The organism is Rhizobium quercicola, from assembly GCF_021168455.1.
Lineage (GTDB): Bacteria > Pseudomonadota > Alphaproteobacteria > Rhizobiales > Rhizobiaceae > Ferranicluibacter > Ferranicluibacter quercicola.
In genome coordinates this window covers 300,763-315,058 of the sequence record NZ_JAJOZR010000002.1, presented here as the reverse complement: position 1 = coordinate 315,058, position 14,296 = coordinate 300,763, and the positions used below count along the sequence as shown (strand labels likewise).

Here is a 14,296-nt window from a genome sequence, read left to right as displayed (position 1 = left end):
GATGGCGGCGGCGCAGGCGGGATATTCCGGCACGCCGCTTCCAAGGAAGCTGGGTTTCAAACCCGGAATGACGGCGGCGTTCATCGCGCTGCCGGAAAGCCTGGCGGCGTTGTCGGCTTCGGTTGACTTTGCCGCCTGCGACCGGCTTCCCTCCTGGGAAGCGATCCGGGAGACGGAAAAAGTTTACGATGCGATCCATGCCTTCACGATCGCGAGGGCGGAGATCGAGAACGAGCTTTCCGGGCTACAGGACCGGATCACGCCGGATGGCATGATCTGGATCTCATGGCCGAAGAAAGCTTCGAAGGTTAGAACGGACGTGACCGAGGATGTCGTGCGCGCAGCGGCTCTCGGTCTCGATCTGGTGGATGTCAAGGTTGCCGCGATAGATGCGATCTGGTCGGGGCTCAAGCTGGTCATTCGCAAGGATCGGCGCAAGGAAAGAACGGACGGGTCACATGGTTGAACTTGCACTTCCCAAGAACTCGCAGATGACCGAGGGCAAGGTGTGGCCGAAGCCCGCCGGCGCCACGAACACCCGCGAATTCCGTGTCTATCGCTGGAGCCCCGACGACGGCAAGAACCCGTCGATCGACACCTTCTTCATCGATGTCGACGATTGCGGCCCGATGGTGCTGGATGCCCTGCTCTACATCAAGAACAACATCGACCCGACGCTGACGCTGCGCCGCTCCTGTCGCGAGGGGATCTGCGGATCCTGCGCCATGAACATCGACGGCACCAACACGCTGGCCTGCACCAAGGGCATGGACGACGTGAAGGGGGCGGTCAAGGTCTATCCCCTGCCGCACATGCCGGTCGTCAAGGACCTCGTGCCTGACCTCACCAACTTCTATGCCCAGCACCGCTCGATCGAGCCCTGGCTGAAGACGGTGTCGCCCGCGCCCGCCAAGGAGTGGAAGCAGAGCCATGACGATCGCGCCAAGCTCGACGGTCTCTACGAATGCATCCTGTGTGCCTGCTGCTCGGCATCCTGCCCGAGCTACTGGTGGAACGGCGATCGCTATCTCGGCCCGGCCGTCCTGCTTCAGGCCTATCGCTGGCTGATCGACAGCCGCGACGAGGCCAAGGGCGAGCGTCTGGACAATCTGGAAGACCCCTTCCGCCTCTATCGCTGCCACACCATCATGAACTGCGCGCAGACCTGTCCCAAGGGCCTCAACCCGGCCAAGGCGATCGGCGAGATCAAGAAGATGATGGTCGAACGCCGCGTCTGACCGGACATTTTACGAGAGGAAACGTGGAACCGCGTTTCTTCACCGCCACAGGGCTGTAGGAAAGGACGTTTTTCGGCAGTCTTAAAGGTCGATTAACCTTAATCCGGCCTATATCTGTCTCGAACGTTCATTTTTCATGCGAGACGACCGGGAGTTCGAAATGCGGGCATATCATGTTGCGGCGGGTCTGGCGGCGGTGCTGGCCCTTTCGGGATGCCAGCGCACGTCAGTGGGCGCTTTCGACCAGCGTGACATGGGCGGGCCTGCCCCCCTGCAGGCGCAGCCCGTTCCCTCCGTGTCCGGCGGCGCGCTGCCGCCGCCGACGAGCGGCGACACCTCCCAGTTTCCGGCCGCACCCGTCAACCAGACGGCCGCACTCGGTGGCGCGCAGGTCCCCCCCGGCGCTCCGGCCGCACCCGCAGCCTCGCTCGACGTCACCAAGGAATCCATGGTCGGCAACTGGCGCGTCGCGAATGGCGGCAGCTCCTGCGATATGTTCCTGACATTGACCAATCTCGGCTCCGGCTCGCGCGGCGGCACGCGCGGTTGCGCCGGCGAGCTGACGCAGATGGGTTCCTGGGAAGTGGCCGGCAAGCAGGTCGTCCTCAAGGACCGCAGCGGCAACGCGCTCGCCCGCCTCTACAAGACGGCCGATTCCCGCTACGATGGCCAGACCAATGGCGGCCAGCCCGTCAGCCTGAGCCGCTGATCCCCGAGCGGTCGACGCCGAGATCTCCAGCGCCCGGCTCACACCGGGCTTTCTTCTGACGGCCAGGAAGGCTGCGCGTGCCAAACGCCGAGAACACCATCTCCAGACGTCTCGAGGCCCGGATCGCCAGCGGCGCCATGCGCCGCGATCCGGACCAGCTCGCCATTGCCGCCCGCCTCGACCGCCTGTCCACCGATCTGGCCGCCAGTCGCGCCAACCGCAAGTCGAACGCGCTCGGCTGGCTCTTCGCCTCGAAGCGAGACCAGCGCCCGCCGATCAAGGGTCTCTACCTCTATGGCGGCGTCGGGCGCGGCAAGACCATGCTCATGGATCTGTTCTTCGAGACCGTACCGATCGAGCGCAAACGGCGCGCGCATTTCCACGAATTCATGGCCGAGGTGCAGGATCGCATCTTCAAGCACCGGCAGAAACTGAAGAACGGCGAGACGAAGGACGCGGACCCGATGCCGCCCGTCGCTGCCGATATCTATGCGGAAGCCCGTCTCCTCTGCTTCGACGAGTTCTCGGTCACCGACATCGCCGATGCGATGATCCTGTCGCGCCTGTTCGGCGAACTCTTCAAGCGCGGCTGCGTCCTCGTCGCCACCTCCAATGTGGAGCCGGGCGATCTCTATCGCGACGGCCTCAACCGCGCGCTCTTCCTGCCCTTCGTCGATCTCCTGCGCGCCCATGCCGATGTCGTGCCGCTCGACACGCAGACGGATTATCGCCTGGAAAAGACCAGCGGCCTGCCCGTCTGGTCCTCCCCGCTCGACGATGCCGCCCGTCAGGCACTCGACACCTCCTGGGCGACGGCAACGGCGGGCCTCGTGCCCGCGCCCGCCGATCTCACCTTCAAGGGCCGCACCATCCATGTTCCATCAGCAGCCGGAGACTGCGCGCGCTTTTCCTTTGCCGATCTTTGCGCCCGCCCGCTCGGCGCGACCGACTACCTCATTATCCTGTCGCATTACCGTGTCATCTTCATCGACGACATTCCGCTGCTCGACCCCGAGCGGCGAAACGAAACCAAGCGGTTCATCATGCTGGTGGACACGATCTACGACCAGGGTGCGCGCCTGTTCGCATCCGCCGCCGCCCGCCCGGAAAACCTTTTGACCGTGAAACGCGGCACGGAAGGCTTCGAGTTCGACCGCACGGTTTCCCGGCTCATCGAACTGCAAAGCAGCGAATATGCCGGCGCGCATGCTGCAAATGCGAAGAATTCGTGACCGGATTTTTTACGTTTACGTAAGAAAATATTGATCTAAACGATTGAAAAAACTCACTCCAAAAGTATCGGTTGATATTTTTTGAGGAGACGACTAGTGCTTTCGCCCGTGAGGTTGGGTGCCGCCCGGAAAAGCGGAGACGTGTCGCTGCAGACCTTGCCAGATTTGATCTCAAAGGAAGCACTTTCATGGCGCGCAACAAGATCGCACTTATCGGTTCCGGAATGATTGGCGGCACGCTGGCACATTTGGCCGGCCTCAAGGAACTGGGCGACATCGTTCTCTTCGACATCGCCGACGGCGTGCCCCAGGGCAAGGGCCTCGACATCGCGCAGTCCTCGCCGGTGGAAGGCTTCAATGCCAACCTGACCGGCGCCAGCGACTATGCAGCGATCGAGGGCGCGGACGTCTGCATCGTCACCGCCGGCGTTGCCCGCAAGCCCGGCATGAGCCGCGACGACCTGCTCGGCATCAACCTCAAGGTCATGGAACAGGTCGGCGCCGGCATCAAGAAATACGCCCCCAACGCCTTCGTCATCTGCATCACCAACCCGCTCGACGCCATGGTCTGGGCGCTGCAGAAGTTCTCGGGCCTGCCCCGGAACATGGTCGTCGGCATGGCCGGCGTGCTGGATAGCTCGCGCTTCCGCCTGTTCCTCTCCCAGGAATTCAACGTCTCCGTTCAGGACGTCACCGCCTTCGTTCTCGGCGGCCACGGCGATACGATGGTTCCGCTCGCCCGCTACTCCACGGTCGGCGGCATCCCGCTGACGGACCTCGTGAAGATGGGCTGGGTCACCAAGGAGCGTCTCGAAGAGATCATCCAGCGCACCCGTGACGGCGGCGCGGAGATCGTCGGCCTGCTCAAGACCGGCTCGGCCTATTACGCACCGGCCGCCTCGGCCATCGAGATGGCCGAATCCTACCTCAAGGACAAGAAGCGCGTCCTGCCCTGCGCGGCCTATCTCTCGGGCCAGTACGGCGTCAACGACATGTATGTCGGCGTTCCCACCATCATCGGTGCCGGTGGCATCGAGCGCATCATCGAAGTCGAGTTTACCAAGGCCGAACAGGAAGCCTTCGACAAGTCCGTGGCTGCCGTTGCCGGCCTCTGCGAAGCTTGCGTCGGCATCGCTCCGAGCCTGAAGTAATCTTTCCCGACATCAGACAGGAAGTTTCCCCATGAACATTCATGAATACCAGGCCAAGGCTCTCCTGAAGAGCTTTGGCGCACCGGTTGCCGAAGGTGTCGTGATCTTCTCGGCCGACGAGGCTGAAGCTGCGGCGAAGTCGCTTCCCGGCCCGCTCTACGTCGTCAAGAGCCAGATCCACGCCGGCGGCCGCGGCAAGGGCAAGTTCAAGGAACTCGGCCCCGACGCCAAGGGCGGCGTGCGCCTTGCCAAGACCATCGAGGAAGCGGTTTCCCATTCCAAGGAAATGCTCGGCAACACGCTCGTCACCAAGCAGACCGGCGACGCCGGCAAGCAGGTGAACCGCCTCTACATCGAGGACGGCGCCGACATCGACCGCGAACTCTACCTCTCCATCCTCGTGGACCGCGCCGTCGGCCAGGTCTCCTTCGTGGTCTCCACGGAAGGCGGCATGGACATCGAGACCGTCGCGCATGACACGCCGGAAAAGATCATCAACGTCGCGATCGACCCGGTCGCCGGCGTGACGGCGGACAACCTCGCCGCTCTCACCGCCGCGCTGAAGCTCGAAGGCGAAGCCAAGGCCGATGGCGAGCGTCTGTTCCCGATCCTCTACAAGGCCTTCGTCGAGAAGGACATGAGCCTGCTCGAGGTCAACCCGCTGATCGTCATGACCAACGGCCGCCTGCGCGTCCTCGACGCCAAGATGTCCTTCGACGGCAACGCCCTGTTCCGCCACGAAGACGTCGTCGCGCTGCGTGACAAGACCGAGGAAGACGACAAGGAAATCGAGGCGTCCAAGTACGACCTCGCTTATGTCGCCCTCGACGGCAACATCGGCTGCATGGTTAACGGCGCCGGCCTCGCCATGGCGACGATGGACATCATCAAGCTCTACGGCGCCGAGCCCGCGAACTTCCTCGACGTCGGCGGCGGCGCCACCAAGGAGAAGGTCACCGCGGCCTTCAAGATCATCACCGCCGATCCGGCCGTGAAGGGCATCCTGGTCAACATCTTCGGCGGCATCATGAAGTGCGACGTCATTGCCGAAGGCGTGATCGCAGCCGTGAAGGACGTCGGCCTCACCGTGCCGCTCGTCGTGCGCCTCGAAGGCACGAACGTCGACCTCGGCAAGAAGATCATCAACGAGAGCGGCCTCAACGTCATCTCGGCCGACGATCTCGACGACGCCGCCCAGAAGATCGTCGCTGCCGTGAAGGGTGCCTGATCCGATGAGCGCTGCAAAGAAGACGGTCAATCGCCAGTCCTTCGGACCGAACGAGACCGACATCAACCTGTGCTACTTCGTCTGCTGGGACACGACCCCGGACCTCGACGACGAGGCGGCCGATCGCTGGGCGCATTTCACGCATGACGACGATGCCGTCGCCTTCTTCAAGCTGAAGTCGAAGGACGACACGCTGTACGTCTGGAAGGGCGAGCTGGGCATCTCGAAGGCCGACAAGCAGTTCGACTGGTTCCAGACCCACTGGTCGAAGAACCTCGACAGCCATCACGACGAAAAGTCGACGTCCGGCAAGGGTTACCGCTGGTCCAACGGCGCCTTCGAAGAATTTGATTCCCTCGAATTCGAGGAAGAGGAAAACTGATCCATGTCCATTCTCATCAATAAAGACACCAAGATCCTCGTCCAAGGTCTGACGGGCAAGACCGGCACGTTCCACACCGAACAGGCACTTGCCTATCACGGCACGCAGATGGTCGGCGGCATCAACCCGAAGAAGGGCGGCGAGACCTGGGAAGGCGCCAAGGGCGAGACGCTGCCGATCTTCGCGACGGTTGCCGAAGGCAAGGAACAGACCGGCGCCGACGCGTCCGTCATCTACGTTCCCCCGGCCGGCGCTGCGGCCGCCATCATCGAGGCGATCGAAGCGGAAATTCCGCTGATCGTCTGCATCACCGAAGGCATTCCGGTTGCCGACATGGTCAAGGTCAAGGCGCGTCTCGACGCGTCGAAGTCCCGCCTGATCGGCCCGAACTGCCCCGGCGTCATGACGCCGAACGAGTGCAAGATCGGCATCATGCCGGGCAACATCTTCAAGAAGGGCTCCGTCGGCGTCCTCTCGCGCTCGGGCACGCTCACCTATGAAGCCGTGTTCCAGACGACCAACGAAGGCCTCGGCCAGACCACGGCCGTCGGCATCGGCGGCGACCCGGTCAAGGGCACCGAGTTCATCGACGTGCTCGAGATGTTCCTGGCCGACGACGAGACCAAGTCGATCATCATGATCGGCGAGATCGGCGGCTCGGCCGAAGAGGAAGCCGCGCAGTTCCTGATGGACGAAGCCAAGCGCGGCCGCAAGAAGCCGATGGTCGGCTTCATCGCCGGCCGCACCGCACCGCCCGGCCGCACTATGGGCCATGCAGGCGCCGTGATCTCCGGCGGCAAGGGTGGCGCGGAAGACAAGATCGCCGCCATGGAACAGGCCGGCATCCGTGTTTCGCCCTCCCCGGCGCGCCTCGGCAAGACGCTGGTGGAAGTCCTCAAGGGCTGATGCAACGATAAGGGACGGCCGGCCACTGGCGCCGGCCGTCCCTTGCACCATCTAAGACGAGACGGCAGTCAAAGCCTCGCGCTGTGGTCCTGCCAAACAAATGACACGCATACGGCCGTATTGGATGGCCGTCGCAAAGTCGGCCCGGGACGGCACGTCGCATGATCCACAGGGGCCGCATCCAACAAGTCAGGAGGCGGACGGACAGGTCCGCGATAAAACCATGGCAAGGCAAGAGGCCAACGAGCAATTTCAACTGACGTCCTTTCTGGACGGCGCCAATGCGAGCTACATTGAGCAGCTCCACGCGCGCTACGAAGCGGATCCGTCGTCCGTCTCGGGCGAGTGGCAGTCCTTCTTCAAGGCGCTGGCCGACAATCCGCAAGACGTCGTGAAGGCCGCCAAGGGCGCCTCCTGGAAGAAGCCGAACTGGCCGCTGACGCCGCGCGACGAGCTGACATCGGCGCTCGACGGCGACTGGGGCACGGTCGAGAAGGTCATCGAGAAGAAGGTGCAGGCGAAGGCCGAAGCCAAGGCGGAGGCGACCGGTGTCGCCGCCACCCCCGCCGACATCCATCAGGCAACCCGCGACAGCATCCGCGCCATCATGCTCATTCGCGCCTATCGCATGCGCGGCCACCTGCATGCCAAGCTCGACCCGCTGCAGATCGCAGCCCCCGTCGAGGACTATCACGAACTGTCCCCGTCCAATTACGGCTTCGAAGCCGGCGACATGGACCGCAAGATCTTCCTCGATAACGTGCTCGGGCTCGAATATGCCACGATGCGCGAGATCGTCGATATCCTGGAGCGGACCTACTGCTCCACGCTTGGCGTCGAGTTCATGCACATCTCCGATCCCGAGATCAAAGGCTGGATCCAGGAGCGCATCGAAGGCCCCGCCAAGGGCGTCGAGTTCACGCCGGAAGGCAAGAAGGCGATCCTCTCCAAGCTGATCGAGGCCGAAGGCTTCGAACAGTTCATCGACGTGAAGTACAAGGGCACCAAGCGTTTCGGCCTCGACGGCGGCGAATCGCTCATTCCGGCGCTCGAACAGATCATCAAGCGCGGCGGCCAGGAGGGGATGAAGGAAATCATCCTCGGCATGGCTCACCGTGGCCGCCTCAACGTTCTCACCAACGTCATGGGCAAGCCGCATCGCGCCGTGTTCCACGAGTTCAAGGGCGGCTCTGCGGCACCCGACGACGTGGAAGGCTCCGGCGACGTCAAGTACCACCTCGGCGCCTCCTCGGACCGCGAGTTCGACGGCAACAAGGTCCACCTGTCGCTGACGGCCAACCCCTCGCATCTCGAGATCGTCAATCCCGTGGTCATGGGCAAGGCGCGCGCCAAGCAGGACCAGATGGCGACGGTCTTCGAAGGCGACGTGATCCCGCTCAAGGAGCGCTCCAAGGTCCTGCCGCTGCTGCTGCACGGCGATGCGGCCTTTGCGGGCCAGGGCGTCACCGCCGAAATCCTCGGCCTGTCCGGCCTGCGCGGTCACCGCGTCGGCGGCACGCTGCACTTCATCATCAACAACCAGATCGGTTTCACCACCAATCCGGCCTTCTCGCGCTCGTCGCCCTACCCGTCCGACGTCGCCAAGATGATCGAGGCGCCGATCTTCCACGTCAACGGCGACGATCCGGAAGCGGTGACCTATGCCGCCAAGATCGCCATCGAATTCCGGATGAAGTTCCACAAGCCGGTCGTGATCGACATGTTCTGCTACCGCCGCTTCGGCCATAACGAAGGCGACGAGCCCTCCTTCACGCAGCCGAAGATGTACAAGGTCATCCGCGGCCACAAGACGGTCGTGCAGCTCTATGGCGAACGTCTGATCGCCGAAGGCCTGATCACGGACGGCGAACTGGAGAAGATGAAGGCCGACTGGCGCGCCCGTCTCGAACAGGAGTTCGAGGCCGGCCAGTCCTACAAGCCCAACAAGGCCGACTGGCTGGACGGGGCCTGGTCGGGCCTGCGCACCGCCGACAATCAGGACGAACAGCGCCGCGGCAAGACCTCGGTGCCGATGAAGTCGCTGAAGGAGATCGGCCGCAAGCTCTCGGAAGTGCCGGAAGGCTTCAACGTCCACAAGACGATCCAGCGCTTCATGGACAACCGCGCCAACATGATCCAGACGGGCGAAGGCATCGACTGGGCGATGGCGGAGGCGCTGGCCTTCGGATCGCTCGCCGTCGAAGGCACGAAGATCCGCCTGTCGGGACAGGATTGCGAGCGCGGCACCTTCTCGCAGCGCCACACCGTTCTCTACGATCAGCAGACGGAAGAGCGCTATATTCCGCTCGCCAACCTCTCGCCCACCCAGGCGCGCTACGAGGTCATCAACTCGATGCTGTCGGAAGAAGCCGTGCTCGGCTTCGAATACGGCTACTCGCTCGCCCGTCCGAATGCGCTGACGCTGTGGGAAGCCCAGTTCGGCGATTTCGCCAACGGTGCGCAGGTCGTCTTCGACCAGTTCATCTCGTCGGGCGAGCGCAAGTGGCTGCGCATGTCGGGCCTCGTCTGCCTGCTGCCGCACGGCTACGAGGGTCAGGGTCCGGAGCACTCCTCCGCCCGCCTGGAGCGCTGGCTGCAGATGTGCGCGGAAGACAACATGCAGGTCGTCAACGTCACGACGCCGGCGAACTACTTCCACGTGCTGCGCCGCCAGATGAAGCGCGACTTCCGCAAGCCGCTGATCATCATGACGCCGAAGTCGCTGCTGCGTCACAAGCGTGCCATTTCCAGCCTCTCGGAAATGGCCGGCGAGACCTCGTTCCACCGCCTGCTGTGGGACGATGCCGAGGTCATCAAGGACGGTCCGATCAAGCTCCAGAAGGATGCGAAGATCCGCCGCGTCGTGCTCTGCTCGGGCAAGGTCTATTACGACCTCCTGGAAGAGCGCGAAAAGCGCGGCATCGACGACATCTACCTGCTGCGTCTGGAACAGCTCTATCCGTTCCCGGCCAAGGCGCTGATCAACGAGCTCAGCCGCTTCCGCAATGCGGAGATGGTCTGGTGCCAGGAAGAGCCCAAGAACATGGGATCCTGGTCGTTCATCGATCCCTATCTGGAATGGGTGCTGGCGCATATCGATGCGAAGTACCAGCGGGTGCGCTACACCGGCCGCCCGGCCGCAGCCTCGCCGGCAACGGGCCTGATGTCGAAGCATCTGGCTCAGCTTGCCGCCTTCCTCGAAGACGCGCTCGGAGGCTGACGCGTCGATATGGGCACGCTTTCCACCACACCACGGATCGGGCGGACCGCTGCATCGGCAGCCGGCCTCGCCCGTCCGGCGGGGTGGCGGGACTGTCGGCCCGATGATGCCGGCCTGTCTCATGGCCGGTCCCGTGGGCGGAACGCCGTTCCGCCGCGGTCTGCTTCCCCCCTTCTTCCCCTTTCAGGCGCGACTGACCGGTTTGGCAGCAGCGCCCGCAACATCAGGACGTTTTAACAATGGCAACCGAAATCCGCGTGCCCACCCTGGGTGAATCCGTCAGCGAAGCCACGATCGGCACCTGGTTCAAGAAGGTCGGCGACACCGTGAACGCCGACGAGCCGCTGCTGGAGCTCGAAACCGACAAGGTCACCATTGAGGTCCCCGCACCGGCCTCCGGCACGCTGTCGGAAATCGTCGCCAAGGAAGGCGAGACGGTCGGTCTCGGCGCGCTCCTCGGCCAGATCGGCGAGGGCGCCGGTGCCGGCGCCGCCCCGGCGGCCAAGCCCGCCGAAGCCGCAGCGCCTGCCCCGGCTGCCGAAAAGCCGGCTGCGGACGCGCAGGCGGCGTCGCCGTCTGCCCCCTCGTCCATGCCGCCCGCACCGGCTGCCGCCAAGATGCTCGCTGAGAACAATGTCTCGGCAGAGGACGTCGACGGCTCCGGCAAGCGCGGCCAGGTGCTGAAGGGCGACGTGATCGCCGCCGTCAATCGCGGCCTGCAGGCGCCGGCTGCCCCGGCCGAACAGGCCAAGGCCCCGGCACGCGGTCCCTCGAACGCGGCCGACGCGCCGCGCGAGGAGCGCGTGAAGATGACGCGCCTGCGCCAGACCATTGCCAAGCGCCTCAAGGACGCCCAGAACACCGCCGCCATGCTGACCACCTATAACGAGGTGGACATGAAGGCGGTCATGGACCTGCGCACCAAGTACAAGGACGTCTTTGAGAAGAAGCATGGCGTGAAGCTGGGCTTCATGGGCTTCTTCACCAAGGCCGTGACGCATGCGCTGAAGGAACTGCCGGCGGTCAACGCCGAGATCGACGGCACGGATCTGGTCTACAAGAACTTCTGCCACGTCGGCATGGCCGTCGGCACGGACAAGGGCCTCGTCGTCCCCGTCATCCGCGATGCCGACCAGATGTCGATCGCCCAGATCGAGAAGGAACTTGGCCGCCTCGCCAAGGCTGCCCGTGACGGCTCGCTGTCGATGGCCGACATGCAGGGCGGCACCTTCACCATCACCAATGGCGGCGTCTACGGCTCGCTGATGTCCTCGCCGATCCTCAACGCCCCGCAGTCCGGCATTCTCGGCATGCACAAGATCCAGGATCGCCCGGTCGTCGTCGGCGGCCAGATCGTCATCCGCCCGATGATGTATCTCGCCCTCTCCTACGACCACCGCATCGTCGACGGCAAGGAAGCCGTGACCTTCCTCGTCCGCGTCAAGGAAAGCCTCGAAGATCCGGAACGTCTCGTTCTCGACCTGTAAGACGCGCTCCCGAGGCCTGCCCGCACGGGCGGGCCTTTTGCCTGACCGAAAGATGCCTGCATGGAACCGACCGTGATTGCCGCCTCGCCCTTTCCGGCGCTCGTCGCCTGGAGCGTGGTCCTGCTCGTCTTCCAGATCTGCCTGCACGGCATGCTGGTGACCCGCGAACTCGGTTCCGGCTGGAATGCGGGCCCGCGCGACGGCGACGAGCAGCCGAAGGGCGTGCTCGTCGGCCGGGCTCAGCGGGCGTCGAAGAACCTGCAGGAAACCTATCCGGCCTTCGTCGGCCTCGCTCTCGGTCTCGCCCTTGCCGGCGACCCCTCGGGCTGGGGCCTCATCGGCGCCTGGATCTGGTTTGCCTGCCGCATCGTCTACATTCCGCTCTATCTCGCGGGCATCCCCTATATCCGGTCCCTCGTCTGGCTGGGCGCCCTCTTCGGCCTCGGCCTGATGGGCCTCGTTCTGGTTTTCTGAAGCGCCGGGTTGCGACCCGACGCCTGATATCGACACTCTGCCCATCCCCAAGGGGATGGAGACCTGCACCTGCCGGAGACGCATGATGGAACTGTCCGTGCATCCCTATCTTTTCGAACTCGCCTCGCTGATGGCGATCTTCGCCTTCGCGATCGTCTCGCCGGGCGCCGATCTCGCCATGGTCATGCGCCAGTCCATCCTGCACGGACGCCGCTCGGCGATCCTGACCTCCTTTGGCGTCGGCACATCGCTGATGGTCCACGTCACCTATACGATCCTCGGTCTCGGCCTCGTCATCTCGCAGTCGATCACCCTGTTCAACATCGTCAAATGGTGCGGCGTCGCCTACCTGCTCTATATCGGCGTCAAGGCCCTGAAGGCAAAGCCGGCCGAAACGCTCGATGCCACAGCCGCAGCCGCCCCGGAGCCCGCCGCACGCGGACCGCAATCCGCGTTCAAGGCCTTCGGCCTCGGCTTTGCCGCCAATGCGCTCAACCCGAAGCCTGTCTTCTTTTTCCTGTCGATCTTCTCGACGGTGGTCAGCACGCAGACGCCGGTCGCGGTCAAGTTCGGCTATGGCCTCGTCATGGCGAGCTGCCTCATCCTGTGGTTCGTGGCCGTCAGCCTGTTCATGACGACGCCCGCCATGCGCGCCCGCTTTGCCCGCATCAGCCACTGGATCGACCGCGCCAGCGGCATGGTCTTCATCGCGCTCGGCCTGAAACTCGCAACCGAGAAGGCAGCCTGAACCCAGAGGCACCTCTCGACCTCCCAATCCGGCAGCCGCCAAGCGGCCGCCACGGTCAACATCGGCAGCCGGGACAGGCTGCGCACGGAAGGACATCATCCATGGCTTATGACGTCGTTATCATCGGAACCGGCCCCGGCGGCTATGTGGCCGCCATCAAGGCAGCCCAGCTCGGCCTGAAGGTGGCCGTCGTCGAAAAGCGTGCGACCTATGGCGGCACCTGCCTCAACATCGGCTGCATTCCCTCCAAGGCCCTGCTGCACGCCTCCGAAATGTTTCACGCCGCCGGCCATCTGGACAGCCTCGGCATCGAGGTCGAGGCGCCGCGCCTCAACCTGCCGAAGATGATGGAGCACAAGGACGCGACCGTGAAGTCGAACGTCGAGGGCGTCGCCTTCCTGTTCAAGAAGAACAAGATCGACGCGATCCAGGGCACCGGCCGCATTGCGGGCGCTGGCAAGGTCGTCGTCACCAACGAAGCGGGCGAAGAACAGACGATCGAGACGAAGAACATCGTCATCGCCACGGGCTCCGACGTCGCCGGCATTCCGGGCGTCCCCGTCGAGATCGACGAGACCGTCATCGTCTCCTCCACCGGCGGCATCGCGCTCGAAAAAGTGCCCGGCACCATGGTCGTGGTTGGCGGCGGCGTCATCGGGCTCGAGCTTGGCTCGGTCTGGGCCCGCCTCGGCGCGCAGGTTACCGTGGTCGAATATCTCGACACCATTCTCGGCGGCATGGATGGCGAAGTCTCCAAGCAGTTCCAGCGCATCCTCGCCAAGCAGGGCATCGCCTTCAACCTCGGCGCCAAGGTGACCGGCGTCGCGCGCGAAGGCGACGGCGCGACCGTGACCTTCGAGCCCGTCAAGGGCGGCGAGCCGCAGACGATTTCGGCCGACGTCGTTCTCGTGGCAACCGGCCGCAAGCCCTACACGGCCGGTCTCGGCCTCGAGGAAGCCGGCGTCGCGCTCGACAATCGCGGCCGCGTCGAGATCGACGGCCACTTCAAGACGAATGTCGAGGGCATCTACGCCATCGGCGACGTCGTGCGCGGCCCGATGCTCGCCCACAAGGCGGAGGACGAAGGCGTGGCACTCGCCGAAATCCTCGCCGGCCAGGCGGGCCATGTGAACTACGACGTCATCCCCGGCGTCGTCTACACCCAGCCGGAAGTCGCCTCCGTCGGCAAGACCGAGGAAGAGCTGAAGAGCGCCGGCATCGCCTACAAGGTCGGCAAGTTCCCCTTCACCGCCAATGGCCGCGCCCGCGCCATGCAGGCCATCGACGGCTTCGTGAAGATTCTGGCCGACAAGGAAACCGACCGCGTTCTCGGCGGCCACATCATCGGCTTCGGCGCCGGCGAAATGATCCACGAAATCGCCGTCCTCATGGAATTCGGCGGCTCGTCGGAAGACCTCGGCCGCACCTGCCACGCCCACCCCACCATGTCGGAAGCCGTCAAGGAAGCCGCGCTGGCAACCTTCTTCAAGCCAATCCATATGTAAGAAACGGGCGTCCGGC

At 64.2% G+C, this 14,296-nt stretch carries 13 protein-coding genes; all 13 read left to right on the top strand.

From position 1 onward, the window contains the following. The first annotated feature begins 1 nt into the window (after nt 1). The 13 genes from LRX75_RS04920 to lpdA all read left to right on the top strand — a co-directional run bounded on the left by LRX75_RS04920 (nt 2) and on the right by lpdA (nt 14,280). Entirely contained in the window at nt 2-466 is a 465-nt protein-coding gene (locus LRX75_RS04920) for a DUF3052 domain-containing protein (RefSeq protein WP_231812380.1), read from the top strand. Further along, nucleotides 459-1,238, top strand: coding sequence for a succinate dehydrogenase iron-sulfur subunit (locus tag LRX75_RS04915; RefSeq protein WP_231812378.1), 780 nt, complete (start codon nt 459-461; stop codon nt 1,236-1,238). The genes LRX75_RS04920 and LRX75_RS04915 overlap by 8 nt, the downstream gene beginning before the upstream one ends. 160 nt (nt 1,239-1,398) lie before the next feature. Next, nucleotides 1,399-1,947, top strand: coding sequence for a protease inhibitor Inh/omp19 family protein (locus tag LRX75_RS04910; protein WP_231812376.1), 549 nt, complete (start codon nt 1,399-1,401; stop codon nt 1,945-1,947). Nucleotides 1,948-2,084: 137 nt separating this feature from the next. After that, complete coding sequence (gene zapE, locus LRX75_RS04905) at nt 2,085-3,179, top strand: cell division protein ZapE (RefSeq protein WP_420851155.1); 1,095 nt, start codon at nt 2,085-2,087, stop codon at nt 3,177-3,179. 188 nt (nt 3,180-3,367) lie between these two features. Further along, nucleotides 3,368-4,330: a malate dehydrogenase gene (mdh, locus tag LRX75_RS04900; RefSeq protein WP_113149763.1), complete on the top strand. Its 963-nt coding sequence runs from the start codon at nt 3,368-3,370 to the stop codon at nt 4,328-4,330. A 31-nt stretch (nt 4,331-4,361) separates the two neighbouring features. Next, the gene (gene sucC, locus LRX75_RS04895; RefSeq protein WP_231812372.1) at nt 4,362-5,558 is read left to right on the top strand and encodes an ADP-forming succinate--CoA ligase subunit beta; all 1,197 of its coding nucleotides are present in this window, start codon (nt 4,362-4,364) and stop codon (nt 5,556-5,558) included. Nucleotides 5,559-5,562: 4 nt separating this feature from the next. Further along, nucleotides 5,563-5,940 (top strand): hypothetical protein, encoded by a 378-nt coding sequence (locus LRX75_RS04890; protein WP_231812370.1) that lies wholly within the window; start codon nt 5,563-5,565, stop codon nt 5,938-5,940. A gap of 3 nt (nt 5,941-5,943) precedes the next feature. Continuing rightward, on the top strand, nt 5,944-6,846 hold the full coding sequence (gene sucD, locus LRX75_RS04885) for a succinate--CoA ligase subunit alpha (protein ID WP_231812368.1): 903 nt from the start codon (nt 5,944-5,946) through the stop codon (nt 6,844-6,846). A 223-nt stretch (nt 6,847-7,069) separates the two neighbouring features. Continuing rightward, nucleotides 7,070-10,066: a 2-oxoglutarate dehydrogenase E1 component gene (locus LRX75_RS04880; protein ID WP_113149973.1), complete on the top strand. Its 2,997-nt coding sequence runs from the start codon at nt 7,070-7,072 to the stop codon at nt 10,064-10,066. A gap of 239 nt (nt 10,067-10,305) precedes the next feature. Further along, nucleotides 10,306-11,553 carry a 2-oxoglutarate dehydrogenase complex dihydrolipoyllysine-residue succinyltransferase gene (gene odhB, locus LRX75_RS04875; protein ID WP_231812366.1) on the top strand — a complete coding sequence of 416 codons (1,248 nt, stop codon included), beginning with the start codon at nt 10,306-10,308 and terminating at the stop codon, nt 11,551-11,553. A gap of 60 nt (nt 11,554-11,613) precedes the next feature. Continuing rightward, on the top strand, nt 11,614-12,027 hold the full coding sequence (locus LRX75_RS04870) for an MAPEG family protein (protein WP_231812364.1): 414 nt from the start codon (nt 11,614-11,616) through the stop codon (nt 12,025-12,027). 97 nt (nt 12,028-12,124) lie between these two features. Beyond that, nucleotides 12,125-12,775 (top strand): LysE family translocator, encoded by a 651-nt coding sequence (locus tag LRX75_RS04865; RefSeq protein ID WP_231812488.1) that lies wholly within the window; start codon nt 12,125-12,127, stop codon nt 12,773-12,775. A gap of 101 nt (nt 12,776-12,876) precedes the next feature. Continuing rightward, complete coding sequence (gene lpdA, locus LRX75_RS04860) at nt 12,877-14,280, top strand: dihydrolipoyl dehydrogenase (RefSeq protein WP_231812362.1); 1,404 nt, start codon at nt 12,877-12,879, stop codon at nt 14,278-14,280. The last annotated feature ends 16 nt before the right edge of the window (nt 14,281-14,296 follow it).